At 71.9% G+C, this 25,042-nt stretch carries 17 protein-coding genes and 1 pseudogene; 6 read left to right on the top strand and 12 right to left on the bottom strand.

Translation table 11 applies throughout. The features are described 5' to 3' along the window. Positions 1-62: 62 nt before the first annotated feature. Positions 63-2,984 carry a glycoside hydrolase family 48 protein gene (locus tag ABS735_RS24390; protein ID WP_373900429.1) on the bottom strand — a complete coding sequence of 974 codons (2,922 nt, stop codon included), beginning with the start codon at positions 2,982-2,984 and terminating at the stop codon, positions 63-65. A gap of 521 nt (positions 2,985-3,505) precedes the next feature. Between ABS735_RS24390 and ABS735_RS24385 the strand changes: the two genes are divergently transcribed. From ABS735_RS24385 to ABS735_RS24375, 3 genes and pseudogenes are all read left to right on the top strand, one after another. Further along, positions 3,506-5,245 carry a glycoside hydrolase family 6 protein gene (locus tag ABS735_RS24385; protein ID WP_373900430.1) on the top strand — a complete coding sequence of 580 codons (1,740 nt, stop codon included), beginning with the start codon at positions 3,506-3,508 and terminating at the stop codon, positions 5,243-5,245. 172 nt (positions 5,246-5,417) lie between these two features. Next, positions 5,418-6,344, top strand: coding sequence for a class I SAM-dependent methyltransferase (locus tag ABS735_RS24380; RefSeq protein ID WP_373900431.1), 927 nt, complete (start codon positions 5,418-5,420; stop codon positions 6,342-6,344). Positions 6,345-6,454: 110 nt separating this feature from the next. Continuing rightward, positions 6,455-6,921, top strand: a pseudogene (locus tag ABS735_RS24375) (SDR family oxidoreductase); the annotation flags it as partial. A 116-nt stretch (positions 6,922-7,037) separates the two neighbouring features. Here the strand turns inward: ABS735_RS24375 and ABS735_RS24370 are convergent. The 3 genes from ABS735_RS24370 to ABS735_RS24360 form a co-directional block, all read right to left on the bottom strand. Continuing rightward, on the bottom strand, positions 7,038-7,871 hold the full coding sequence (locus ABS735_RS24370) for an aldo/keto reductase (protein ID WP_373900432.1): 834 nt from the start codon (positions 7,869-7,871) through the stop codon (positions 7,038-7,040). A gap of 83 nt (positions 7,872-7,954) precedes the next feature. Next, a complete protein-coding gene (locus tag ABS735_RS24365; RefSeq protein WP_373900433.1) occupies positions 7,955-9,781 on the bottom strand; it encodes an AMP-dependent synthetase/ligase in 1,827 nt (608 codons plus the stop codon). A gap of 212 nt (positions 9,782-9,993) precedes the next feature. After that, on the bottom strand, positions 9,994-11,508 hold the full coding sequence (locus ABS735_RS24360) for an MFS transporter (RefSeq protein WP_373900434.1): 1,515 nt from the start codon (positions 11,506-11,508) through the stop codon (positions 9,994-9,996). A 123-nt stretch (positions 11,509-11,631) separates the two neighbouring features. On the opposite strand from ABS735_RS24360, the gene ABS735_RS24355 reads away from it, so the two are divergent. After that, the gene (locus ABS735_RS24355) at positions 11,632-12,609 is read left to right on the top strand and encodes an Lrp/AsnC family transcriptional regulator (RefSeq protein WP_373901260.1); all 978 of its coding nucleotides are present in this window, start codon (positions 11,632-11,634) and stop codon (positions 12,607-12,609) included. Here the strand turns inward: ABS735_RS24355 and ABS735_RS24350 are convergent. After that, entirely contained in the window at positions 12,588-13,469 is an 882-nt protein-coding gene (locus ABS735_RS24350; RefSeq protein ID WP_373900435.1) for a LysR substrate-binding domain-containing protein, read from the bottom strand. The genes ABS735_RS24355 and ABS735_RS24350 overlap by 22 nt on opposite strands. A 162-nt stretch (positions 13,470-13,631) precedes the next feature. Between ABS735_RS24350 and ABS735_RS24345 the strand changes: the two genes are divergently transcribed. Then, the gene (locus tag ABS735_RS24345; protein ID WP_373900436.1) at positions 13,632-14,669 is read left to right on the top strand and encodes a bile acid:sodium symporter family protein; all 1,038 of its coding nucleotides are present in this window, start codon (positions 13,632-13,634) and stop codon (positions 14,667-14,669) included. 24 nt (positions 14,670-14,693) lie between these two features. On the opposite strand, the gene ABS735_RS24340 is transcribed toward ABS735_RS24345, so the two are convergent. Beyond that, a complete protein-coding gene (locus ABS735_RS24340) occupies positions 14,694-16,571 on the bottom strand; it encodes an exo-alpha-sialidase (protein WP_373900437.1) in 1,878 nt (625 codons plus the stop codon). A gap of 142 nt (positions 16,572-16,713) precedes the next feature. After that, the gene (locus ABS735_RS24335) at positions 16,714-17,631 is read right to left on the bottom strand and encodes a quinone oxidoreductase family protein (RefSeq protein WP_373900438.1); all 918 of its coding nucleotides are present in this window, start codon (positions 17,629-17,631) and stop codon (positions 16,714-16,716) included. 121 nt (positions 17,632-17,752) lie between these two features. Here ABS735_RS24335 and ABS735_RS24330 point away from each other — a divergent pair, with 121 nt between their 5' ends. Next, on the top strand, positions 17,753-18,196 hold the full coding sequence (locus ABS735_RS24330) for a MarR family winged helix-turn-helix transcriptional regulator (RefSeq protein ID WP_373900439.1): 444 nt from the start codon (positions 17,753-17,755) through the stop codon (positions 18,194-18,196). 92 nt (positions 18,197-18,288) lie between these two features. Here ABS735_RS24330 and fdhD read toward each other — a convergent pair whose 3' ends face one another. The 5 genes from fdhD to ABS735_RS24305 are packed head-to-tail and all read right to left on the bottom strand — an operon-like array spanning position 18,289 to position 24,871. Then, positions 18,289-19,137: a formate dehydrogenase accessory sulfurtransferase FdhD gene (gene fdhD, locus ABS735_RS24325; protein WP_373900440.1), complete on the bottom strand. Its 849-nt coding sequence runs from the start codon at positions 19,135-19,137 to the stop codon at positions 18,289-18,291. A gap of 32 nt (positions 19,138-19,169) precedes the next feature. Then, a complete protein-coding gene (locus ABS735_RS24320; RefSeq protein WP_373900441.1) occupies positions 19,170-20,030 on the bottom strand; it encodes a 2Fe-2S iron-sulfur cluster-binding protein in 861 nt (286 codons plus the stop codon). Next, positions 20,027-21,994, bottom strand: a complete 1,968-nt coding sequence (locus ABS735_RS24315) for an NAD(P)H-dependent oxidoreductase subunit E (RefSeq protein WP_373900442.1) — start codon at positions 21,992-21,994, stop codon at positions 20,027-20,029. Before ABS735_RS24315 ends, ABS735_RS24320 begins: the two co-directional genes overlap by 4 nt. Then, positions 21,975-23,903 carry a molybdopterin oxidoreductase family protein gene (locus ABS735_RS24310; RefSeq protein ID WP_373900443.1) on the bottom strand — a complete coding sequence of 643 codons (1,929 nt, stop codon included), beginning with the start codon at positions 23,901-23,903 and terminating at the stop codon, positions 21,975-21,977. The genes ABS735_RS24315 and ABS735_RS24310 overlap by 20 nt, the downstream gene beginning before the upstream one ends. Next, a complete protein-coding gene (locus ABS735_RS24305; RefSeq protein ID WP_373900444.1) occupies positions 23,900-24,871 on the bottom strand; it encodes a 2-dehydropantoate 2-reductase in 972 nt (323 codons plus the stop codon). The genes ABS735_RS24310 and ABS735_RS24305 overlap by 4 nt, the downstream gene beginning before the upstream one ends. Between the last annotated feature and the right edge of the window lie 171 nt (positions 24,872-25,042).

The following is a 25,042-nucleotide window of genomic DNA, read 5'->3' as shown; positions in this document are numbered from 1 at the left end:
CAGCCACGCACTGGCCCGCAGCCGAAATCGAACCGCCCAACCCGCGGAGCGCCCCGCGGGGGCTATTCCAATAGCTCCGCGTACGAACCCATGGCGAGGGCTATGTCCGCCTGGGCCCAGAACCGGTGGTACGTGAACGTGGGCGCGGCACCGCCCTGGAGATAGCTCTCGATCTTCGACCAGGCCGGGTCGTCCTGGTAGAAGGAGCGGATCGAGGCGAAGGTCGACGACGCGTCGATCGTGTCGCCGTTCGGCATGGTGCCGCTCCAGCCGTTCGGGACGTAGATCCCGTCGTCGAACCGGTTGTAGTCGGCGCGGGTCTCCGGGACGGCGATGCCGAGCGCGTCCTGGTTGTTCTCCCACATGCCGTCCAGCAGCGCCTTGGCGGTCGAGGCCGCCGCCGTGTCGCCCGAGCGGTCGGCGTAGTACGTCAGGGTCTTGGCGTACGCCGCCGCCACACCGACGTCGTTGGTGTAGTCCGCGACCGTGACGTGCAGGTCGCCGTTGTCACCCGGGGACGAGGCGTTCCAGGTGTCGGGCTGCCCCGACCACTGGAGCGTCGACGGGATCCGGAAGGTGCCGTCCGGGTTGACCGTCGTCTCCGACAGGGCCCAGTCGACCCACTTGGCCAGGACCGCCTCGGCGTCGGCGTCACCGCTCTGCTGGTAGTACTCGGCGACCCGCTCCATGGACCACGCCTGGAAGCCGAACCACTGGTTGGACGGCGGGTCGTGGTAGACAGGCTTCTCGTCGTAGTACATGCCGTAGAAGGTCGGCGTACCGGCCGGCGGCGTCGCGTACCTGCCCGCCCAGCTGTTGGTCGCGCCGCCCGCGATGGCGCCCTCGTCGGACTGCAGCCAGCGGTAGAACTCCACCTGCCGGTCGAGGGACTTGGCCCAGTCGGACTGGCCCGTCGCCGACTTGGGCTTCAGGTCGGCGTCGGTGCTCAGCGCGTACGCGGCCAGCGGGTTCTGGTAGCCGCCGTGGGTGTGGCTGGAGCCGATGCGCCAGGCCCAGCCCGCCGAGGTGTCCACCGCGCCGCCCCAGGCGTAGTACCAGGACAGCAGGTAGTGCGAGGAGTCCTTGCCGGTGCCGGCCGGGCAGCTCGACGGCCCCACGCAGTCGCCGACCTTCTTGAAGTACTTGTCGAACATGGCGTAGCGCAGGTAGTCACCCATCTTCGCGGCCTTGTCGAGGGTCGCGGAGATCTCGTCGCCCTTGCCCTGCTCCCCGGCCCAGATGTCCGCCCAGTACGCGGCCTGCACGGCGCGCGCGTCGGCGTCCGGGGCGTTGGTGAACTTCCACTGCTTGGCGTAGGAGGCGTCACCGGTGAAGAGGTCCAGGTAGCCGTACTTGCCGCCGTACTTGAAGGCGTCGCAGGTCGGCTGCGGCACCGTCTCCCACACCGACTCCTGCGCGCCGCGCTGGAAGGTGTTGATGTAGGACGGGCCGGTGTCGGAGGGGCCCGCCTCGCACTTGCCGGGCGAGTTGCCGTAGCCGTAGGTGTTGTCGACGTCCTGGAGCCAGTGCATGCCGTACACGTCGTCCGTGCCGTACGCCGACTTCAGCTCGCCGGCGATCGGGTCCGAGCCGACCGACACGCTGCCGTCCAGCGGCGCCGGGTACTCGTTCGGCGTGTCCAGCTCGGGCGCGTAGGTGGCCGGCTTCGAGGCGTTGTAGGAGGAGTTGGTCGGCTGGTCGGCGTGGGTGGGGATCATGTACGTCTCCATGATCTCCCAGGCGTTGTTGAACTTCTCCCAGTCGCCGGTCACCTTGCCGTACATGGCCTGGAGCCACAGCAGATAGCTGTACGCCTCCGACGTGGTCTCGTGACCGTGGTCCGGCGCCTCGACGATGAGGGTCTCGACCGAGTGGTACGGGATGCCCTCGGGCGAGAAGTAGCCGTTCGCCGGGTCGGTGATCTTGCCGTACAGCTCCAGGAAGCGGGCGTCGTAGTCCTTCGCGGCCGCCAGCTGGGTCACGGTGACCGTGGCCTTGCCGTGGCCGGGGGCCGTCGACTCGAAGACCGCCGAGCCGCTGCCGGAGGCGTCCGCCGAGACGGTCACCCGCTGGGCGGTGTCCCAGTTCGAGGGAGTGAAGGTGAGGCTCGCCCCGCCGGTCAGCGTCAGGCCCGTGTTGCCGCTCGCGCGGGCGGACGTGACCGTCACGTTCGCCGTCGGCTGCTCCGAGAGCTTGACCTCGTACGTCCCCGACTCACCCTGTTGGACGCCCAGTTGGCCGGGCGAGGCGACCACGGTCGGTCCCGAGGCGACCGTGACGCCGACCGGGGTCGAGTCCGCGGAGGCGCCCATGCTGTCGTAGGCCTTCGCCACCAGGGAATGACTGCCCACGGTCAAGCCAGAGGCCGAGTACGTGTAGGGCGAACTGGTGTCGGTGCCCAGCAGGGTGGCGTCGTCGTAGAACTCCACCTTGCTGATCGTGGCGCCGTCGGCCGCGGCCGCCGTGGCCGCCAGCGGCACCGCCTCGCCCTGCGAGTACACCGCGCCCGCCTCCGGGCTGGTCAGCACGGTGATCGGCGGCTGGTGCGCGCCCACGCAGGAGGTGCCGTTGACCGCGAAGTCCGTCGGGGCGGCGTTGCTGCCGCTGTACGTGAACTGTCCGCCGGTGGAGACGGCGGCCCCGGCGGCGATCCGCGCGTTGTACGACGCGTTCTTCACGGTGACGTTCCGGCCGGACTGGGACCAGGTGCCGTTCCAGCCGTTGGCCAGCTTCTGGTCGCCCGCGTAGGAATACGTCAGCGTCCAGCCGTCGACGGCGTCGGAGCCCCGGTTGGTCAGCGTCAGCTCGGCGGTGAAGCCGGAGCCCCAGTCGTTGGTCCTGTAGTCCACGCTGCACTGAAGTGCGGCTGCCTGAGCGGAAGTTGAGCCTGTGCCCAGCATCGTCAGGGGAAGTGCGAGGGCCGCCAGTGCGGCGGTCCACCATCGCCGGGCGGTGCGGCGTCTGTGTCTGTGTCCGGGGTGCATGGTGCTGGTTCCTCCTTGCGGCTCGGGGAGGGGGTGGGGGGAGGAGCAACAAGCCTTGAACCAGTGGGAGCGCTCCCATAGTGGAGAGGGTGCCTGGTGCGGTCAAGATGTGTGGAGAGTCGAAAAGATTCGACAGGGCCGGCCGGCAGAAAGTCGGTAACTCCTCTGTTCTTTGCCGTCACTTGGCGCTACCTTCGCTGCACCAGTGGGAGCGGTTCCACCAGTCGACGCGTCCGTCACGGCGTGTCCGAACTGCAAGGAGTCGCTCATGCGCCACCCCCCGTTCCACCCTCCGCGTTCAGGACTTTTAGCCGTCGCCGCAGCCGTGGCCGCTACGTGTCCGACGCCTCGCCGGCCTGTGTGCCGGATCGCTCACTCCGCGGGCGGTTCCACCGTGCCCGCGGGCCGTTCCTGACCTCCGATCACGACGGCACCCCCATGCCGATCGGCAGCGGGCCGCGCCGGGTAACGCGCGGCTCCGGACGACAGCAGCACCCCCACGAAAGAAGGAACCCGCACTCATGACCCGTACCAGAACCGCGATGCTCGCCGCCCTGACACTGGTCGCCGGCGCCTCCGGCACGGCACTGGCCGCCCAGTCCGCGAGCGCCGGAGCCGTAGCCGCCGCCTGCACCGTCGACTACCAGGTGCAGAACGACTGGGGAAGCGGATTCACCGCTGCCGTGACCGTCACCAACAACGGTGCCGCCACCTCCAGCTGGTCGCTCGGATGGACGTACGCCGGCAGCCAGAAGGTCACCAACAGCTGGAACGCGAAGGTCAGTCAGAGCGGTGCCGCCGTCACCGCGGCCAACGAGTCCTACAACGGCACTCTGTCCACCGGCGGTTCGGCGAGCTTCGGCTTCCAGGCCACCTACAGCGGCAGCAACGCGATCCCGGCCGCCTTCACCCTCAACGGCGTGACCTGCAACGTCGACGGCGGGACCGACCCCACGGACCCGCCGACCGACCCGACCGACCTGCCGACCGACCCGGGCGGCCCGTCCGACCGGGTGGACAACCCCTACGCCGGCGCCAAGGGATACGTGAACCCGGAGTGGTCCGAGAAGGCGGCGGCCGAACCCGGGGGCAGCCGGGTCGCCGACCAGCCCACCGGCGTCTGGCTGGACCGGATCGCGGCCATCGAGGGCGCGGGCGGCGGCATGGGCCTGCGCGACCACCTCGACGAGGCGCTGAAGCAGAAGGGCTCCGGCGAGCTGTACATCCAGCTCGTCATCTACAACCTGCCCGGACGGGACTGCGCGGCCCTGGCCTCCAACGGCGAGCTGGGCCCGACGGAGATCGACAAGTACAAGACGCAGTACATCGACCCGATCGCCGCGATCCTGGCCGACCCGAAGTACGCCTCGCTGCGGATCGTCACCACGGTCGAGATCGACTCGCTGCCCAACCTCGTCACCAACGTCTCGGGCCGGCCGACCGCCACGCCCAACTGCGACGTGATGAAGGCCAACGGCAACTACCAGAAGGGCGTCGGGTACGCCCTGAACAAGCTCGGTGACATCGGCAACGTCTACAACTACATCGACGCCGGCCACCACGGCTGGCTCGGCTGGGACGACAACTTCGGCGCCTCGGCCGACATGTTCAAGACGGCCGCCACCACCGAGGGCGCGACCGTCAACGACGTCCAGGGCTTCATCGTCAACACCGCCAACTACAGCGCGCTCAAGGAGGACAACTTCAAGATCACGGACAGTGTGAACGGCACGTCCGTGCGCCAGTCCAAGTGGGTCGACTGGAACCGCTACACCGACGAGCTCTCCTACGCCCAGGCCATGCGCGACAAGCTGGTCTCGATCGGCTTCGACTCGAAGATCGGCATGCTCGTCGACACCTCCCGCAACGGCTGGGGCGGCGCCCAGCGACCCACCGGTCCCGGCGCCACGACGAGCGTCGACACCTACGTCGACGGCGGCCGCTACGACCGCCGCATCCACCTCGGGAACTGGTGCAACCAGTCCGGTGCGGGCCTCGGCGAACGGCCGCAGGCCAACCCCGAGCCGGGCATCGACGCCTACGTGTGGATGAAGCCGCCGGGTGAGTCGGACGGCGCGAGCAAGGAGATCCCGAACGACGAGGGCAAGGGATTCGACCGGATGTGCGACCCGACGTACACCGGTAACGCCCGCAACGGCAACAGCATGTCCGGCGCCCTCCCGGACGCCCCGATCTCCGGGCAGTGGTTCTCCGCGCAGTTCCAGGAGCTCATGAAGAACGCCTACCCGCCCCTGTCGTGAGCGGATTCCCGCGTACGTCGCGCGGGTGAGCCGTCGGGGTCCGGTCCTCGCGGGCCGGGCCCCGACGGCCGCGTCGCCGAGCACTCCCTTTTTGCGGGAGCGGCAACATCGCTTGCACCAGGGCGGTGAGTCGTCGCACCCTGACGGCACCGCGAACGGGAGGCTGACCAGCATGGCGCACGACCACCACCACGACACGCACGGCTCCGCCCACGAACAGGGCCCCGGACACCGGCACGGACACGCACACGAGAACGGCGACATCGACTGGGCCGAGATGGCCCCGCACCTCGAGGCGCAGGCCGAGCTGTACACGCCGCTGTACCGGCAGGCCATGTCCTGGCTGGCCCGGGAGGTGACCGATCCCGGCCTGGTCGTCGACGTCGGCAGCGGACCCGGCGTCGTCTCCTGCCTGTTCGCCGACACCTTCCCCGGCGCCCGCGTCGTCGCCGCCGACGGCGCCGCACCGCTCCTCGAACGGGCCCGCGCCCGTGCCGAGCGGCTCGGGTTCGGCGACCGCTTCGGCACCCTCGCCGGTGACCTGCCCGACGCACTGGCCGAACTGGACTACCCCGCCGACCTGATGTGGGCCAGCCAGAGCCTGCACCACCTCCCCGACCAGCGCGCGGCCCTCGCCGCCCTCGGCGGGCACCTCGCCCCCGGCGGCACGCTGGCCGTCCTGGAGGGCGGACTGCCCGCCCGGTTCCTGCCCCGCGACATCGGGATCGGGCGCCCCGGACTCCAGGCCCGGATCCGCGCCGCGGAGGAGGACGCCTTCGCCGAGATGCGCGCGGACCTGCCGGACTCCGTGGCCGAGACCGAGGACTGGCCCGCGATGCTGACCGCCGCCGGACTGAAGCACACCGGCACCCGCAGCTTCCTGCTCGACCTGCCCGCGCCCGTCTCCGACGCGGCTCGCGACTACGTCACCACGTCACTGTCCCGGCTGCGCGAGCGGATCGGCGAGAGCCTCGACGCCGACGACCGCGCCACCCTGGACCGGCTGCTCGACCCCGCCGACGAGGCGGGCGTGCACCGGCGCCAGGACGTGTTCGTGCTGGTGGCGCACACCGTGTACACGGCGGTGCGGCCGGTCTGACGTCGTGCTGACGCCGGTCCGGTGCGCGAGCACTTGACACTTCGAGAGCGCTCCACGTGATGGACTCCCCGCTGTCCGTGAGAGGAACAGGAACAGTCACAGGGGGGACCATGACCGACACACCGGTCACGCTGATCACCGGGGGCGGCTGCGGTATCGGAGCCGCTGTCGCCCGCCGGCTGCTGGACGCGGGGCAGCGGGTGGCCGTCACGGGACGCGGGGAGGCGAGACTGCGGGCGTTCAGCGCCGAACTCGGTGACCCGAGGGCCTGTTGACGATTCAGGGCAGCGCCGCCGAGCACGCGCAGGTGGCCTCCGCGGTCGAGGCCACGCTCAAGGAGTTCGGCCGTCTCGACACGGTCGTCGCCAACGCCGGTTTCGCCACCCACGACTCGGTCGCCGAGGGCGACCCGGCGGGCTGGACCGAGATGGTGCTGACCAACGTGCTGGGCCAGGCCCTGCTCATCAGGGCGTCCATCGACGCGTTCAAGGAGACCCGCGGGCGGATCGTGCTGGTGGGCAGTGTCGCCGGGTTCGTGAACACGCCGGGCAACATCTACGGCGCCACCATGGGGGCACCGCCCGCTCGAGCGAAGCCGAGAGTGGGGGAGGGCGGGCAGCCCAACTGACACACACGGGACACGGGAAGGGCCCGGTCGCACGCGCGGCCGGGCCCCTCCGTGTGCGGCACCGCTCAGGAGTTGACGTTCGCCGGGTCCGGCCCGAGCCGGCGGTCCTCGTTCAGCGCGCTGATCGCCGCGAGGTCCTCGGTGTCCAGGGTGAAGCCGAACACGTCGATGTTCTCCTTGATCCGGGACGGCGTCACGGACTTCGGGATCACCACGTTGCCCAGCTGGAGGTGCCAGCGCAGCACGACCTGGGCCGGGGTGCGCCCGTGCTTCTGGGCGATGGCGACGATCGCCGGGATGTCCAGGATGCCCTTGCCGGAACCGAGCGGGGACCAGGCCTCGGTGGCGATCCCCTGCTCCGCGTGCGCCTCCCGGGCGGCGCGCTGCTGGAGGTGGGGGTGCAGCTCGATCTGGTTGACGGCCGGGATCACCGACGTCTCGGCGGTCAGCCGCTCCAGGTGCTCCGGCAGGAAGTTGGACACGCCGATGGCACGGACCCGTCCGTCGGCCAGGAGCTTCTCGAACGCCTTGTAGCTGTCGACGTACCTCTCCTTGGCCGGCATGGGCCAGTGGATCAGGTAGAGGTCGAGGTACTCCAGGCCGAGCTTCGCCAGCGAGGTGTCGAAGGCGCGGAGGGTGGAGTCGTACCCCTGGTCGCTGTTCCAGAGCTTGGTGGTGACGAAGAGATCCTCGCGGGCCAGACCGGAGGCGGCGATCGCCCGGCCGGTGCCCTCTTCATTGCCGTAGATCGCCGCTGTGTCGATGCTGCGGTACCCGGCCTCCAGTGCCTGGGCGACGGCGGTCTGCGCCTCGTCGTCCGGCACCTGCCAGACGCCGAAGCCCAGCTGGGGCATCTCGACGCCGTTGTTCAGGATGATCGGGGGGACCTTGCTGCTCACGAGCTCTTGATCCTTCGGTTGTGGTCAGGTAGTACTCATATCGTCAACGATCACGAGCCCCGACGCATTCCTGACCGTGGAACTCACGCCCGGTAAAGAGCCTCGACCTCGGTGCCGTAGGCGTTCTCGATGGCCTTGCGCTTCAGCTTCAGCGAGGGCGTCAGCAGCCCGTGCTCCTCGGTGAACGGCTGGGCGAGGATACGGAAGGTGCGGATCGACTCGGCCTGCGACACCAGCGTGTTGGCCGCGACCACCGCGCGCCGCACCTCCGTCTCCAGGTCGGTGTCGTGCACCAGGTCGGCCGGGGACATCCGCGGCTTGTTGCGCATCGTCAGCCAGTGCTCGACCGCCTCCTGGTCCAGGGTGATGAGGGCCGCCACGTAGGGGCGGTCGTTGCCGACGACGATGCACTGGTTGACCAGCGGATGGTCGCGCACCCGCTCCTCCAGCAGACCGGGGGAGACGCTCTTGCCCCCGGAGGTCACCAGGATCTCCTTCTTGCGGCCGGTGATGGTGAGGTAGCCGTCCTCGTCCAGGGAACCCAGGTCGCCGGTGGCCAGCCAGCCGTCGTGCAGGCTCTCGTCGGTGGCCTTGGGGTTGTTCAGATAGCCCGCGAAGACGTTGCCGCCGTTCAGCCAGATCTCGCCGTCGTCCGCGATGTGCACGGTGACGCCCGGCACGGGCTGCCCCACGGTGCCGTAGCGGGTGCGCTCGGGTGGGTTGGCGGTGGCGGCCGCCGTGGACTCGGTCAGACCGTAGCCCTCGTAGATCTGCACGCCCGCGCCCGCGAAGAACAGCCCGAGCCGCCGGTCCATCGCCGAGCCGCCCGACATGGCGTTGCGGATGCGCCCGCCCATCGCGGCCCGCACCTTGGAGTAGACGAGCTTGTCGAAGAACTGGTGCTGCATCCGCAGCCCCGCCGAAGGACCTGGCCCGATCCCCCAGGCCTTCGCCTCGACCGCCTCCGCGTACTTCACGGCCACGTCCACGGCCTTCTCGAAGGGACCCGCCTTCCCGTCCTTCTCGGCCTTGCGCCGCGCCGCGTTGAACACCTTCTCGAAGATGTACGGCACCGCCAGGATGAAGGTCGGCCGGAAGGCCGCCAGGTCGGGCAGCAGGGCCGCGGCGTTGAGCTGCGGCTGGTGGCCGAAGCGGACCCGGCCGCGGATCGCCGCGACCTCCACCATCCGCCCGAAGACGTGCGCGAGCGGCAGGAACAGCAGGGTCGCCGCCTCGTCGCCCCGCTTGGAGTGGAACACCGGCTCCCAGCGCTCGATGACGGTGTCCGCCTCGTACATGAAGTTGCCGTGCGTCAGGACGCAGCCCTTGGGCCGGCCGGTGGTGCCCGAGGTGTAGATGACGGTGGCGACCGAGTCCGGCGTGACCGCCTTGCGGTGCCGGTGGACCACCTCGTCGTCGAGGTGCGCGCCCGCGTCGTACAGCTCCTGGACGGCGCCGGAGTCCAGCTGCCACAGCCCGCGCAGGTGCGGCAGCCGGTCGATGACGGTGGCGATCGTCATCGCGTGGTCCTCGTGCTCCACCACCGCCGCCGTCACCTCGGCGTCGTACAGCATCCACATGCACTGCTCGGCCGAGGAGGTCGGGTAGATCGGCACCACCTGGGCACCGATCGTCCACAGGGCGAAGTCGAAGAGGGTCCACTCGTAGCGGGTGCGGGACATGATGGCGACCCGGTCGCCGAAGCGGATGCCCTGGGCCAGCAGCCCCTTGGCGAGGGCCAGCACCTCGTCGCGGAAGGCGCCGGCGGTGACGTCCCGCCACTGCCCGGACTCGTCCTTGCGGCCGAGTGCGATGTACCGCGGATCCTCCTGGGCGTGCTCGAAGACGACGTCGGCCAGACCGCCCACCGGTGGTGCCAACGTCAACGGAGGACTGGTGAACTCGCGCAAACCCCGCTCCCCGCTTTTCGATGACGCCCCCCACAGCGCGGTGAAAGCTACCCCACCCGACGCGGGGAGGGGAGGGGCGGCAAAATCGAACAGGGCTCATGTTCACGCTGGTCAGCGAGAGGAAATGCGCCCACATGGGGAAGGGTCGGACAGTTTCCTGACGGTTGAGTAAGTTTCGGTGCCGTAATCTCCACCGAATCTGTACGACCCGCTTACCGCTGGTACGGCGCTGCCGGAGCGGCCTCCTCCTTGGTCAGCGCGGACGTCGCGGAATCCGTCACCCCGGCAGCCCGGCCCCCGCGGCCCGCCCGGACCAGGACGAGCACCAGCACCCCGGCGACCGCCGCGACCGCGCCCGCGGTCACCGCCGCCGCGTTCAGCCCGGAGGCGAACGCGGCCCGCAGCGCGTGCTCACCGAACACGCCCCGCAGGGCGCCCGCCGCACCGCCCGCCAGTCCGTGCGCCGCGTCGTGCGGCAGCGTGTCCGCCATCCGCGAGGTCAGCACCGTGCCGAACACGGCGATGCCGAGCGCGTACCCGAGCTGCCGGAAGGTGTTGACCGCGCCCCCGGCCATACCGGCCCGCTCCGCCGGGACCGCCGACAGCGCCGCGCCCGCGATGCCGGGCGACACCAGGCCCGTCCCGACGCCCACCAGCAGCAGCCCCGGCACCAGGGCCGACGCACTGGAGCCCGCGTCCAGGAACGCCATGCAGAACTGCCCCGCCGCGATCAGCAGCAGTCCGCCGCCGATGGTCAGCCGCGCCGGCACCCCGTGCAGCAGCCGCCCGCCCGCCGCGGCCACCACGAACGACGCCAGCGACAGCCACACGAACACCAGCCCGCCCCGCACCGGGCTCATCCCGAGCAGCGTCTGCAGCCATATGGACGTGTACGCCATCACACCGAACGCCGCCCCGTTGAAGGCCAGCGCGCCCAGCATCACGCCCGAGAACGCGGGCCGCAGGAACAGCCGCGGATCGAGCAGCGGATCGGCGACCCGGCGCTCCACCGCGACGAACGCACCGAGCGCCACCGCCGCGAGCACGAAGGAGGCGAGCGTGCCGCCCTCCGTCCAGCCGTGCGACCCGGCCCGCACCGCCCCGTACGTCACCGCCCCGGCGAACGCCGCGAAGGTCGCCGTACCCGCCCAGTCCACGCGGCGACCGGCCGCCCCGCGGGACTCCGGCACCACGCGCAGCGTCAGCCAGACCGCCACCACGCTCACCGGCAGGTTCACCCAGAAGATCCACCGCCAGCCCGGACCGTCGGTGAGCAGCCCGCCCAGTACCGGCCCCACGGCCGCCGCCGCGCCGCTGACCGCACCCCACACCCCGAGCGCCATCGACCGCCGGCGCCCCTGGTAGACCGAGCCGAGCAGCGGCAGCGTGGTGGCGAACATCGCCGCCCCGCCCACGCCCTGCAGCCCGCGCGCGGCGACCAGCATCCCGGGCCCGGTGGCAAGCCCGCACAGCAGCGACGCCACCGCGAACAGCACCACGCCCGCCACATGGACCCGGCGCCGTCCCAGTGCGTCGGCCGCGGCGCCCAGCCCCAGCAGCAGCGCGGCCAGCGCGAGCGCGTAGCCGTCCATCACCCACTGCAGATCGCTCAGCGACGCGTGCAGCCCCCTGGCCATGTCCGGCAGCGCGACGACCGCGATCGTCACGTCCAGCAGCAGCATGAACGTCCCCAGGCACACCGCCGTGAGCGGCCCCCATGTACGCATGTTCCGTCTTCTCTCCCGTGTCGTACGTGTTTCCGTCCCTCCGTACGATGGGTCTCGCTTGACCGATCGCATTGGTTCACGGCGAAGATGCGACGGAACTCGACGGGAGTGGCCGACGTGCGGATGGAATCCGATGCCTTCGACGAACTCGACCTGCGGGTACTGGACGCCCTGGAGGTGAACGGCCGCGCCTCCTTCAGCCGCATCGGTGCGGTACTCGGCGTCTCCGACCAGACCGTCGCCCGCCGCTACCGCAGGCTGTGCGCCGAGGGCGGGCTGCGGGTGGTCGCCGTCCGGGACGCCGAGCGGCTCGGCCAGGACCACTGGACGCTGCGGCTGCGCTGCGTCCCCGACAGCGCGCCGGCCATCGCGGACGCCCTCGCCAAGCGCCCCGACACCAGCTGGATCGGGCTGGCCGCGGGCGGCACCGAGGTCATCTTCGGCACCCGGCCGCGCAGCCCCGGCGACCGGGACGACCTGCTCCTCGGCAAGCTGCCGCGCACCCCGCGCGTCCTGGAGATCCACGCCCACCAGCTCCTGCACCGCTTCTACGGCGGACCCAGCGGCTGGCTGCGCAAGTTCCGCGTGCTCAGTGACGACCAGGTCGCGGCGCTGCGGCCCGGCACCGGCCCGGCCACGCCCGGACCGGCCCGCATCGACCCCGAGGACGAGCCGCTGCTCGCCGTCCTGGAACGCGACGGGCGCGTCGGCTACCCCGAGCTCCAGCGGGCCACCGGCCGCTCCGAGTCCGCGGTCAAACGCCGCCTGGCAGCGCTGCTCGGCTCCGGCGCCGTGTACATCGACGTGGAGTACCACTCGGAGATCCTCGGGTATCCGACCGCCGCCGTCCTGTGGCTCACCACCAGCCCGGCCGCGCTGCACCGGGTCGGCGAGGCCCTCGCCGCGCACGACGAGATCGCCCACGCCGCCGCCACCGCGGGCCCGTCCAACATCGTCGCCACCGCGGTCGTCCGCAACACCGCCGACCTCTACGCCTACCTCAGCGGTCCGCTCGGCCGCCTGGAGGGCGTCCAGCACGTGGAGGCGTCGCCCTTCCTGCGCCGGGTCAAGCAGCTCACCTATCCGAGGCCGGTCCGCTGAGGCCGGTGCAGCCGGTCGCCGCCCGCCAGGATCGCCGCCGCCAGCGCGTCCGCGGCGCCCTGTGCCGAGGGCCGGCGCCGGCCGTGCACCAGTACGAAGTCGACGCCGCCCAGCTCGGGCAGCCCGGCCCGGTCCGGCACCCGCACGAGACCGGGCGGGACGAGGCCGCGCGAGTGCGCCATCACGCCCAGGCCCGCACGGGCGGCCGCGATCAGGCCGTTGAGGCTGCCGCTGGTGCACGCGATGCGCCACTCCCGGCCCTCCCGCTGCAGGGCGTCCAGGGCGAGCGCCCGGGTGATGCCCGGCGGCGGGTAGACGATGAGCGGCACCGGGCGGTCCGCTTCGAGGCGCAGCCGCTCCGCGCCGATCCACACCAGCCGGTCGCTCCACACGGGTTCGCCCCGCGGGTCCTCGGGCCGCCGTTTGGCGAGCACCAGGTCCAGCTTCCCGGCCGCCAGCTGCTCGTGCAGCGTGCCCGACAGCTCCACCGTCAGTTCCAGGTCGACCTCGGGGTGGTCGTGCCGGAAGCCCTCCAGGATCTCCGGCAGCCGGGTCAGCACGAAGTCCTCGGAGGCCCCGAACCGCAGCCGCCCGCGCAGCCGGGTGCCCGTGAAGAAGGCCGTCGCCTGCTCGTGGACCTCCAGGATCCGGCGCGCGAACCCGAGCATCGCCTCCCCGTCCTCCGTCAGCTCGACGGAGTGCGTGTCCCGGCTGAACAGCTGCCGCCCGGTGGCGTCCTCGAGGCGCCGCACGTGCTGGCTCACCGTCGACTGACGCAGCCCGAGCCGCCGGGCGGCCTGCGTGAAGCTCAGCGTCTGGGCCACCGACAGGAACGTACGCAGGTGGGAGGGGTCGTACATCCCGCCAGGCTACCGGTGATCGGCGATCGTGATGACAGTCAGAGCGGTATACCGGATTCCCGATCGCCGGGCGGGGGAGCAGGATGGAGCGGGGACCCGTGACCCCGGTGAACGAGTGAGAACCAAGCCGGTACCGAGCAAGCAGCGAGCAAGTGGAGCACCGTGAAACGCCTGAGTTGGCCGCGTTGGATGCCGATCGACCCGTACATCATGCTGCTGCTCGGCACGGTGGGCCTCGCGGCGCTGCTGCCGGCCCGCGGCATGGGCGCGGACGTCGCCTCCGGCGCCTCCACCGGCGCGATCGCCTTCCTCTTCTTCCTCTACGGAGCCCGGCTCTCCACCCGTGAGGCGATGGACGGCGTACGGCACTGGCGGCTCCACGTCACCGTGCTGGCCTGCACCTTCGTCGTCTTCCCGCTGCTCGGACTCGCCTCCCGCGGTCTGGTCCCGGTGTTCCTGACCGACCCCCTCTACCAGGGCCTGCTCTTCCTCACCCTGGTCCCGTCGACCATCCAGTCCTCGATCGCCTTCACCTCCATCGCCCGCGGCAACGTGCCCGCCGCCATCTGCGCCGGGTCCTTCTCCTCGCTGGTCGGCATCGTCGTCACACCGCTGCTGGCCGCCGCCCTGCTGGGCGGCGGCGGGGGCGGGTTCTCCGCCGACTCGGTGGTGAAGATCGTGCTGCAACTGCTGGTGCCGTTCGTGGCCGGGCAGCTGCTGCGCCGGTGGATCGGGGGCTTCGTCGCCCGGCACAAGAAGGTGCTCGGGCTCGTCGACCGCGGTTCGATCCTCCTGGTCGTCTACACGGCGTTCAGCGAGGGCATGGTCCAGGGCATCTGGCACCAGGTGAGCCCGGTGCGGCTGGCCGGGCTGCTGGCGGTGGAGGCGGTGCTGCTGGCCGTGATGCTGATCCTGACCTGGTACGGGGCGAAGGGGCTCGGCTTCGGGCGGGAGGACCGGATCGCGATCCAGTTCGCCGGGTCCAAGAAGTCGCTCGCCGCCGGTCTGCCCATGGCGAGCGTCCTGTTCGGCGCCCAGGCCTCGCTGGCGGTGCTGCCGCTGATGCTCTTCCACCAGATGCAGCTCATGGTCTGCGCGGTGATCGCCAAACGGCGGTCGCGCGACCCGGAGGCGGTCTCCGGTGAGGAACGGGCCGCCCCGGTGCGCACCGCGGTCGGCACCGGTAGCCGTTCCGGCTGAGGCGTCCGCTCCCGGCGGTGACGGTCAGCCGCCCGTGTCCGTCCGGTCCACCCGGTCCATGGGCAGGTGCAGGACGGTGTTCCCGGTGGCGGAGGGCGGATCACCGGCAGCGATCTCCTCGCCGGTCAGGGCCCGGTCCCACACGCGCACGTCGTCGATGGCGCCCGTGAAACGGGCCCGGCCGTCCATCCGTTCGCCGATGTGCACCCCGAAGGGCGAGTTCCGGCTGACCGAACCCGGCACGTCCGCCGCGTCGGCCACCGCCGAACCGTCGACGAACAGCGTGAGCCGGCCCCCGCCGCGGCGCAGCGTCAGGTGGTGCCACCGGCCGTCGTTGTGGGCCTGGCCGGTGCGCACCCACGCCGAGCGCGGGGCCGCCCCGCCCTCGCGGGCGGTGATCAGCCCCTGCACCCGCCCGTTCCCGGGCTCGGCGCGCAGCCACACCTGGGGCTGCGTGGTGCCGATGCCGCCCATCCACAGCAGCGGCTGCTCCCCGCCGGCCGCCGAGTACCGGAACCGCAGCGACGCCGTGAAGTCGCCGTCCCCGAGCGGCAGCCGCCCGTCGTACGGCAGCCGTACGGCGTCGTCGGCGCCGTCGAACGCGAGCGCGCCGTCCACCGCGCCGTCCGTCGTGCCCGCACCGCCGAGGACGGCCGCGGGCATGGCACCGGCGGCGAGGTCGGGGGTGGCCGGGTCGGCGGCCCGGCGGGGCGTCAGCCAGTCCTCGGTGAAGCGGGCGAAGCGGATCTCGTCGCGGGCGTCGGACGTCCCGCCCTCGTACAGCAGGCCCACGGTGCCGTCGTCGACGGCCACCAGGTCCGAGTAACCCGACCAGTCCCGGGTGACGACCGTGCCGCGGTCCACGCCGTCCCAGGTCGCGCCGCCGTCCCAGGAGGACCGGAGCGTCATCGTCCGGCGGCGGTCGGGGTCGGCCGGCGCGGACAGGAGGACGCGGTCGCCGAGGCGCAGCAGCGCGCCCTGCACCTGCGGGGCGTACAGGTCGGGCAGGGCGGAGAAGGGTGCCGTGAAGCTGTCGCCGCCGTCGCGGCTGAGGGCCTGGGTGCGGTGGCCGAGGTCGGTGCCGTTCTCCTCGCGGCCGCTGACCAGAAGTGCCCCGTCGGCGCGTTCGGTGAGGGTCAGTTCGGAGGGCTTCTGACGGAAGGTGCCGTCGGGGGCGACGGGCCAGGTGTCGGTGGCGCCGGTCTTCCAGTGCTCGCCGCCGTCGTCGCTGACCACGAGGGCCGCGTGGTTGGCGGTGACCCGTTCGCCGTCCCAGGTCTCGGCGTTGACGCCGACGACGAGCCGGCCTGGGTGGGCGCCGCCGGTGAGCTGGACGCCGTGCACGGGGCCGGTGGCGTACCAGGAGTTCCAGCCGGTCGGCAGGATCTCGGGGCTCAGGTCGCGGGGCGCGGACCAGGTGCGGCCGTCGTCGTCGCTGTGCTGGAGGTGAGGCGTGCGGTCGCAGGGCACCGCGCAGTTGGCGGCGTCCGTGCGGCCCGCGTTGTACGTCTCCAGCAGGAGGACCCGGCCGGTGGCGCGGTCGACGACCGGGGCCGGGTTGCCGTGGGTGTCGCCGCCGCCGTCGTTGACGACCTGGAGGGGGCCCCAGGACTGTCCGCCGTCGGTGGAGCGCTTGAGGACGATGTCGATGTCGCCCGCGTCCCCGCAGTCGAGGACGCGGCCCTCGGCGAACGCGAGCAGCGTGCCGTCCGTCGTGCGCACGATCGCCGGGATGCGGAAGCAGGCATAGCCGCCCGGGTCCCGGGCCGCGTCGAAGAGCACCTGCTCCTCGAACTCCGGTGCCCGCTCGCCGGGTCGTGCGTGCGCCGGGAGAGGGGACAGGGCCAGCGCGCACGACGCGGCCAGGGCGAGCCAGAGGGGGCGGGGAGGTCGGGGCGGCATGGCGCGGTCTGCCCTTCGGGCGGCTGGTGGAGGGGAATCCCTTCGTCCGGACATCAGTACAAGAGGTGTCCCGTGTCCACAGGGACCGCGCCGGTTCCCGCGTGTCGGGGCCGGGGCCGGGGCCGGTGCCGAGGGCGGGGCCTCAGGGGACGAGTACGACCTTCCCGAGGTTGCCGCGTGACGTGACGGCCTCGTGCGCCTTCGCCGCGTCCTCCAGCGCGTAGGGTCCGTGCACGGCGGGCCGGAGCCCTTCCTCCGCGTACAGCCGCCACAACTCGCGCCGCCAGCCCTCGTACATCTCCGGCATCCCCCGGGCGGTCCGCGCCAGCTGGAACCCGGTCACGGTCCTGGCCCCCACCAGCAGGTCGTACGCCCGCACGGTCCCGCCGCCCGAGCTGTACGCCACCAGCCGGCCGCCCGGGGCGAGGGCGCCGACCGCCGGGGTGAGCAGGTCGCCGCCCACGCCGTCGACGACGTAGTCGACGGGCTCGCCCCAGCCGTCGTCGCCGTAGGCCACCACCTCGTCGGCGCCGAGGGAGCGTACGAAGTCCGCCTTCGCGGGGTCGGAGACGGCGCCCACGACCCGCGCGGCACCACGGGCGCGGGCGAGCCGCACGGCCAGGTGGCCGACCCCGCTCGCCGCGGCCGTCACGAGGGCCGCCTCGCCGGGCCGGGGGCGGGCGGCCGTGAGGGCGCCGAGGGCCACCAGACCGCTGCGGACCAGCGCGACCGCGTCGACGGCGCCGACCCCGTCGGGCACGGGCGAGGCCATGTCCCGGCGCAGGACCGCGAAGTCGGCGTAGCCGTGCCCGAAGCACAGCCCCGTCACGCGCTCGCCCACCGCGAAGCCGGTGACCTCGGCACCGAGCGCGACGACCTCCCCGGCGACCTCCCCGCCCAGCGGTACGGGCTCGGCGGCCTCGGTGACCTTGCGTACGACGGGCAGCGTCACGCCGATCGCCTCGCAGCGCACCAGGACCTCACCGGCGCCCGGCTCCGGGAAGGGCGCCTCCTCCAGGAACAGCGGGCCACCGGTGGACGCGTAACGGACACGGCGCATGGGAGCGAACCTCCGGAGAGTCGGGAGCATGGAGACCCGTTGAGGGAGCAACTCATTGGGGACCCCAACGATAAGTGTGCGATCGTGGGGAAGTCCAACGGTTTCTGGATAGGCTGGCCCCATGACCGCCGCACCCCTGCCCGAGATCCGCTCCCTCCCCAGCTGGCTGCTGGGCCGCGCCGCCACCCGCGGGCGGGCCCTGGTGGCCGAGGCGCTGGCGGCCGAGGGCCTGAAGATGTGGCACCACGTGGTGCTCTCCGCCGTCCGCGACCTCGCCCCCGTCGCCCAGGCCGACCTGGGGCGCGGTATCGGGCTCGATCCGAAGGACCTGGTCGGCGTCCTCAACGACCTGCAGTCCGCCGGTCTCGTCGTCCGGGTGCCGGACCCCGGCGACCGCCGCAAGAACGCGGTGTCGCTCACGGAGGAGGGCGGCCGGGTGCTGGCGCGCTGCGAGGAGGCGGCCCGCGCGGCCAACGCCGAGCTGCTGGCGCCGCTCACCGAGGACGAACGGGTGCGGCTCATGGACCTGGTCCGGCGGATCGCCGGTACGGAGTCGGACGGCTGACGCGGAAGGCGACGTGGTCGAGGCGGGGCCCCGCGGCGCAGGGGGCGCTCCCCGCCGGCAGGGGCCCCGCCGCCGTGCAGCGGGGAGGCGGGTCAGCCCTGGGCGGCCGCGGCCCGCAGGGCGACGCGGTCCTCGCCCGCGTACACGTTCATGGAGCTGCCGCGCAGGAAGCCCACCAGCGTCAGTCCCGTCTCGGCGGCGAGGTCCACCGCGAGCGAGGACGGCGCCGACACCGCGGCCAGCACCGGGATGCCCGCCATCACGGCCTTCTGCGCCAGCTCGAAGGAGGCCCGGCCCGACACCAGCAGGACGGAGCGCGACAACGGCAGATCGCCGTTCTGCAGGGCGCGCCCGACCAGCTTGTCGACCGCGTTGTGCCGGCCCACGTCCTCCCGCACGTCCACCAGCTCGCCCTCCTCGGTGAACAGCGCCGCCGCGTGGAGTCCGCCGGTCCGGTCGAAGACCCGCTGGGACGCGCGCAGCCGGTCGGGCAGCTCCGCCAGCAGCTCCGGGGTGACGCGGACCGGGGGAGTGTCGGCGATGGGCCAGCGGGCCGTCGTACGCACGGCGTCCAGGCTCGCCTTGCCGCACAGCCCGCAGGACGAGGTGGTGTAGACGTTCCGCTCCAGGGTGATGTCCGGGACGCGCACGCCGGAGGCCGTCCGCACGTCGACCACGTTGTACGTGTTGGACCCGTCGACGGTCGCGCCCGCGCAGTACACGATGTTCTGGAGGTCGGCCTGCTCGGCGAGCACTCCCTCGCTCACCAGGAAACCGGCCGCCAGCGCGAAGTCGTCGCCGGGTGTGCGCATCGTGATGGCGAGCGGCTTGCCGTTCAGCCGGATCTCCAGCGGTTCCTCGGCGACGAGCGTGTCCGGGCGCGTGGAGACGGCACCGTCCCGTACCCGGATCACCTTGCGTCGTTCCGTGACTCGTCCCATGTTCGTGCCCCTTGCGCCGGTCGGTGTGCTGGTCAGTCCCGGTTCTGTACGTGCTGGTAGCCGAAACGGCCCTTGATGCACAGGTTGCCGTGGGTCACCGGATTGTCGTGCGGAGAGGTGACCTTCACGATCTCATTGTCCTGCACATGGAGCGTGAGATTGCAGCCCACGCCGCAGTACGCGCACACCGTCGTCGTCTCCGTCTGCCGCTCCTCGTCCCAGGTGCCCGCCGCGCGCATGTCGAACTCCGACTTGAAGGACAGGGCGCCCGTGGGGCACACCTCGATGCAGTTGCCGCAGTAGACGCACGCCGAGTCGGTCAGCGGACCGTCGTGCTCGACCGAGATCCGGGCGTCGAAGCCGCGGCCGGAGACGGAGATGGCGAAGCTGTTCTGCCACTGGTCGCCGCAGGCGTCCACGCACTTGTAGCAGAGGATGCATTTGCCGTAGTCGCGCACGTAGAGGTCGTTGTCGACGCGCGGCTCCTCGTCGACCCGGGCCGCGTCCGGGCCGAAGCGGTCGGGCTTCGCCTCGTACTCCTTGATCCACTGTGCGGCCGAGGGGGTGGTGGAAAGGTCGACCGAGGAGGCGAGGAGTTCGAGGACGAGCTTGCGGCTGTGCCGGGTGCGCTCGGTGTCCGTGCGCACCACCATGCCCGGCTCCGCCCTGCGCGAGCAGGCGGGCGCGAGGGTCCTGGCGCCCTCGACGTCCACCACGCAGACCCGGCAGGCGTTCTTCGGGGCGAGCGTGTCGCCCTCGCACAGCGTCGGGACGTCCTTCCCGGCGGCACGGCAGGCGTCCAGGATCGTGGACCCTTCGGGGACCCTGGCCTCCTGCCCGTCGAGGGTGAACTCCACCAGACGGCGCGGCACTCCGAGCGGTATCGCGGTCATTCGTACGCCCCCAGACGGTCGATGGCGGATTCCACGGCGTTCCACGCGGTCTGCCCGAGACCGCAGATCGAGGCGTCCCGCATCGCGCGGCCGACCTCGCGCAGGAGAGCGATGTCGTCGGCGGCGGCGGCGCCGGTGCGCGTGGCCATCCGGCGCAGGGCCTCCTCCTGGCGTACGGTGCCGACCCGGCACGGCACGCACTGCCCGCACGACTCGTCGCGGAAGAACTCGGCGATGCGCAGGAGGAGGCGGGGGAGCGGGACCGTGTCGTCGAAGGCCATGACGACGCCGGAGCCGAGGGTCGTGCCGGCCTCGCGCGTGCCTTCGAAGGTGAGCGGGACGTCCAGCTCGTCGGGGCGGACGAAGCCGCCGGCGGCGCCGCCGAGCAGGACCGCGCGGAGATTGTCGCGGACACCGGCGAGGGCGAGCAGTTCGCCGAGGGTCGCGCCGAAGGGGAGTTCGTAGACGCCGGGCCGGGCCACGGTGCCGGACACGCAGAACAGCTTCGGGCCGGTGGACGTCGGCGTGCCGATCGCGGCGTACGCCTCGGCGCCCATCGTCAGGATGGGGAGAACGTTGACCAGGGTCTCCACGTTGTTCTCCACCGTGGGTTTGCCGAACAGGCCCTTCTCCACGGGGAACGGCGGCTTGGAGCGGGGCTCGCCGCGGTAGCCCTCGATGGAGTTGAACAGGGCCGTCTCCTCGCCGCAGATGTACGCGCCCGCCCCCCGCCGGATCTCGATGTCGAAGGCGTAGCCCTGGCCGAGGACGTCCTCGCCGAGGAGGCCGCGGGTGCGGGCCTGCGCGATGGCGTGGGTGAGGCGGGCGAGGGCGCGGGGGTATTCGCCGCGGAGGTAGAGGTAGCCCTTGTGGGCGCCGGTCGCATAGGCGGCGATGGTCATAGCCTCGACCAGGGCGTAGGGGTCGCCCTCCATGAGGACGCGGTCCTTGAAGGTGCCCGGTTCGGATTCGTCGGCGTTGCAGACGAGGTAGTGCGGGTGGTCGGGCTGGGCGGCCGTCGCCTGCCACTTGCGGCCGGTGGGGAACGCGGCACCGCCGCGGCCGACCAGGCCGGCGTCGGTGACCTCGCGGATGACGGCGGCGGGGCCGAGGGCGAAGGCACGGCGGAGGGCGGTGTAGCCGCCGTGGGCGCGGTAGTCGTCGAGCGAGGTGGGGTCCACGGTGCCGATGCGGTGGAGGAGGGTGAGGGCGGGGTCGCCGGCCTGGGGGACCGCGAGGGCGGGGGCGGGTTCGGCGGGGGCGGATTCGGGGGCGGTGGCCGCGTGGACGGTGGTGTCCGGGGTCGCGGGGGCACATACGGCCGTCGCGTGGCGGGTGTTTTGCCTTTGCCGCCCCTTCCCTCCCCCGCTCTCGGCTTCGCTCGAGCGGGAGGTGCCCCCATCGTCCCCGGGGGCTGCCGCCCCCTGACCCCCGCTTTCGGCCTGGACGGCCTCGTCCTCGAACGCCGGACGGGCCGAATCGCCTGCCCGGATCGTCAAGGTCGCCGGGGCCCTTTCGCACAGGCCCAGGCAAGGAGACCGCTCGACCTTCACCCCGCTCTCCGGGCCCAGCCGTGTCTCTACCGCCGCGCACAGCTCGCTCGCCCCCGCCGCGGTGCACGCCAGGTCAGTGCAGACGTGCAGGACGGTCGCCGGGCGGGGGCGGACCGAGAACATGGCGTAGAAGGTGGCCACCCCGTACGCCTCGGCCGGGGGGACGGTCAGGCGTCGGCACACGTAGTCCAGCGCGCCCTCGCTGATCCAGCCGACGCGGTCGTTGAGCGCGTGCAGGGCCGGCAGGAGCTGGTCGCGGCGGTCCCGGGCCTCCCGGCCGCCGCGGGCCCACCTGAGGTCGGCGTCGGAGCGGTCGGCGCCCTCCCAGGAGGACTCGGGCGGGCCGAGCAGGGCGTCGACGGCCGCGCGTTCCTCGTCCGTGGGTTTGCCGTCACCGAAGCGCAGGTCCACTGGTGCTCACCTTCTCGATCCGGATGGCCGAGGCCTTGAACTCCGCCGTCCCGGCGATCGGGCAGTTGGCCTCGATGGTCAGCTGGTTGGTGTCCACCTCGTCGGGGAAGTGGAAGCTCATGAAGGCCAGGCCCGGGCGCAGTGCCGTGTCGACCCAGACGGGTGCGAGCAGCGAGCCGCGCCGTGAGGTCACCCGGACCTCCTCGCCGACCACCACCCCGTAGCGCTCGGCGTCCTCCGGGCACAGTTCGACGGACTCGCCGCGGCGCAGGGGAGAGGCGTAACCGCCGCTCTGCACACCCGTGTTGTAGGAGTCGAGGCGGCGACCCGTGGTCAGCCGGATCGGGTACTGCTCGTCGGTGAGGTCCACGGGCGGGTCGTGCCGCACGATCCCGAAGGGGGCGAGGCGGCCGCGGTGGGCCGGGTCCTGGTCCCACAACCTGCCGTGCAGGTAGGTCGGTTCCAGCCCCTCCGTGCTCGGGCACGGCCACTGGATGCCCTGGTGCTCGTCCAGGCGGGCGTACGTCATGCCGTGGTGGTCGGGGGAGAGGGAGCGCAGTTCGTTCCAGACCGACTCCGCGTCGGCGTACTTCCAGTCGTGGCCCAGGCGGGCCGCGAGGTCGCAGAGGATGTCGATGTCCTCCCGGGCCTCCCCCGGCGGGGTCACGGCCCTGCGGACACGTTGTACGCGCCGTTCGCTGTTGGTGGTGGTGCCCTCCGTCTCCGCCCAGCCGGCCGTCGCCGGGAGGACCACGTCGGCCAGTTCGGCGGTCTTCGTGAGGAAGATGTCCTGGACGACGAGGAAATCCAGCGCGCGCAGGCGGCGTACCGCCTGTTCGGCGTCCGCCTCCGACTGGGCCGGGTTCTCGCCGATGCAGTAGACGGCGCGGAGCGTGCCCTCGTCCATCGCCTCGAACATCTCCGTCAGGGTGAGACCGTGGCGCGGCTCGACCACCGTGTCCCACGCCGTCTCGAACTTCCGGCGGACCTCCGGGTCCAGCACGTCCTGGAAGCCGGGGAGGCGGTTGGGGATCGCGCCCATGTCGCCGCCGCCCTGCACGTTGTTCTGGCCGCGCAGGGGCTGCAGGCCGGAGCCGTAGCGGCCGACGTGGCCGGTGAGCAGGGAGAGGTTGATCAGTGCGCGGACGTTGTCCGTGCCGTTGTGGTGCTCCGTGATGCCGAGGGTCCAGCACAGCTGGGCGCGCTCGGCCCGGGCGTAGGCGTGCGCCAGCTCGCGGATGGCGGCGGCCGGTACGCCGGTCACCTTTTCGGCGAGGGAGAGTGTCCACGGTTCGACGAGGGCCTTGTACTCCTCGTAGCCGGTGGTGGCTCGTTCGATGAACGCCTCGTTGGCCAGGCCCGCGTGGATGATCTCGCGGCCGACCGCGTGCGCCAGCGGGATGTCCGTGCCGACGTTCGGGCCGAGCCAGCTCTCCGCCCACTCTGCGGTGGAGGTGCGGCGCGGGTCCACCGCGTACATGCGGGCGCCGTTGTGTATGCCCTTCAGTACGTGCTGGAAGAAGATCGGGTGCGCGAAGCGGGCGTTGGAGCCCCACATCACGATGACGTCGGTGTGCTCGATCTCCTCGTAGGAGGAGGTGCCGCCGCCCGAGCCGAAGGCGGCCGACAGGCCCGCCACGCTCGGCGCGTGACAGGTGCGGTTGCAGGAGTCGACGTTGTGGGTGCCCATGACCACCCGGGCGAACTTCTGCGCCACGTAGTTCATCTCGTTGGTCGCCCGCGCGCAGGAGAACATCCCGAACGCGCCGCGCGCCGCCGTCAGACCCCGGGCCGTGCGGTCCAGGGCCTCCTCCCAGCTCGCCCGGCGGAAGGGCTCGTCGCGCGAGTCCCGGACCAGGGGATGGGTGAGGCGGGTGTAGGTCTTGGGGGTTCGGTCGCGTTTCCTCATGCGGCGCTCCTCAGCGCGAGCAGGTCCGACAGGGCGTGCACGGTGCGCAGGGTGGGCACCGGGACCCCGGTGATCTCCGCCAGCTCGACGACGGCCGCGAGCAGGACGTCGAGTTCGAGCGGCTTGCCGCGCTCCAGGTCCTGGAGCGTGGAGGTGCGGTGGTCGCCGACCCTTTCGGCGCCCGCGAGCCGGCGTTCGATGGAGACGCCGACCTCGCAGCCGAGCGCTCGGGCGACCGTCAGCGTCTCGGTCATCATGGTCTCGATGACCTCTCTGGTGCCGCCGTGCAGGCACATCTGCCGCATGGTGGCCCGGACCAGGGCGCTGATCGGGTTGAAGGAGATGTTGCCCAGCAGCTTCAGCCAGATGTCGCCGCGCAGGTCGGGCTCGACCGGGCACTTCAGGCCGCCCGACCGCATCGCCTCGCTGAACGCCAGACACCGCGCCGAGACGTCCCGGCCGGGTTCGCCGATCGAGAACCGGGTGCCTTCCACGTGCCGTACGACGCCCGGCTGTTCCAGTTCGGTGGCCGCGTACACGACGCAGCCGACGGCCCGTTCGGGCGCGAGCACCGCACTGACCGCGCCGGCCGGGTCCACGCTTTCGAGACGGCGCCCGTCGTAGGGGCCGCCGTGCCGGTGGAAGTACCACCAGGGGATGCCGTTCTGGGCGGCCACGACCGCCGTGGTCTCGTGCAGCAGCGGCTCGATCAGCGGCCCGCACGCCGCATACGAGTTCGCCTTCAGACCCAGGAACACGTAGTCGACCGGGCCGACTTCGGCCGGGTCGTCGGTGGCGCGCGGGTGCGCGGTGAAGTCGCCGCGCGGGCTGCGCACCCGTACTCCGTACTGCCTCATGGCCGCCAGATGCGGTCCACGGGCGATGAGATGCACGTCGGCGCCCGCACGGTGGAGCGCGGCGCCGACGTAGGCGCCGATCGCCCCGGCGCCGAGGACTGCGACTTTCATGGCGGGGGAGCTCCGTTCGGTCGAGGGATACCGAGGAACTGGGAAGAAATCAGTCGATGGTGTCGACGAAATATTGTCTACAGTATGGAAGTTGGGGCGGCAAGGCTTTGTGCAGCAGTGGTGGTGGTCTGTAGTTGTCCGCTCAACAGTCTTCTCAAGCGCTTTCCGGAT

Origin of the sequence: Streptomyces sp. MMCC 100, from assembly GCF_041538145.2 — a bacterium.
Lineage (GTDB): Bacteria > Actinomycetota > Actinomycetes > Streptomycetales > Streptomycetaceae > Streptomyces.
The sequence above is the reverse complement of the archived record's forward strand: the minus strand, read 5'-3'. Positions and strand labels throughout refer to the sequence as shown.

Coding starts and splice junctions, on each gene's coding strand:
- ABS735_RS24380 (WP_373900431.1), top strand. CDS start 5,418: ATGGCGCACGACCACCACCACGACACGCACGGCTCCGCCCACGAACAG.
- ABS735_RS24390 (WP_373900429.1), bottom strand. CDS start 2,984: ATGCACCCCGGACACAGACACAGACGCCGCACCGCCCGGCGATGGTGG.
- ABS735_RS24340 (WP_373900437.1), bottom strand. CDS start 16,571: ATGCCGCCCCGACCTCCCCGCCCCCTCTGGCTCGCCCTGGCCGCGTCG.
- ABS735_RS24310 (WP_373900443.1), bottom strand. CDS start 23,903: ATGAGGAAACGCGACCGAACCCCCAAGACCTACACCCGCCTCACCCAT.
- fdhD (WP_373900440.1), bottom strand. CDS start 19,137: ATGGGACGAGTCACGGAACGACGCAAGGTGATCCGGGTACGGGACGGT.
- ABS735_RS24360 (WP_373900434.1), bottom strand. CDS start 11,508: ATGCGTACATGGGGGCCGCTCACGGCGGTGTGCCTGGGGACGTTCATG.
- ABS735_RS24385 (WP_373900430.1), top strand. CDS start 3,506: ATGACCCGTACCAGAACCGCGATGCTCGCCGCCCTGACACTGGTCGCC.
- ABS735_RS24330 (WP_373900439.1), top strand. CDS start 17,753: ATGACCGCCGCACCCCTGCCCGAGATCCGCTCCCTCCCCAGCTGGCTG.
- ABS735_RS24350 (WP_373900435.1), bottom strand. CDS start 13,469: ATGTACGACCCCTCCCACCTGCGTACGTTCCTGTCGGTGGCCCAGACG.
- ABS735_RS24335 (WP_373900438.1), bottom strand. CDS start 17,631: ATGCGCCGTGTCCGTTACGCGTCCACCGGTGGCCCGCTGTTCCTGGAG.
- ABS735_RS24355 (WP_373901260.1), top strand. CDS start 11,632: ATGGAATCCGATGCCTTCGACGAACTCGACCTGCGGGTACTGGACGCC.
- ABS735_RS24320 (WP_373900441.1), bottom strand. CDS start 20,030: ATGACCGCGATACCGCTCGGAGTGCCGCGCCGTCTGGTGGAGTTCACC.
- ABS735_RS24305 (WP_373900444.1), bottom strand. CDS start 24,871: ATGAAAGTCGCAGTCCTCGGCGCCGGGGCGATCGGCGCCTACGTCGGC.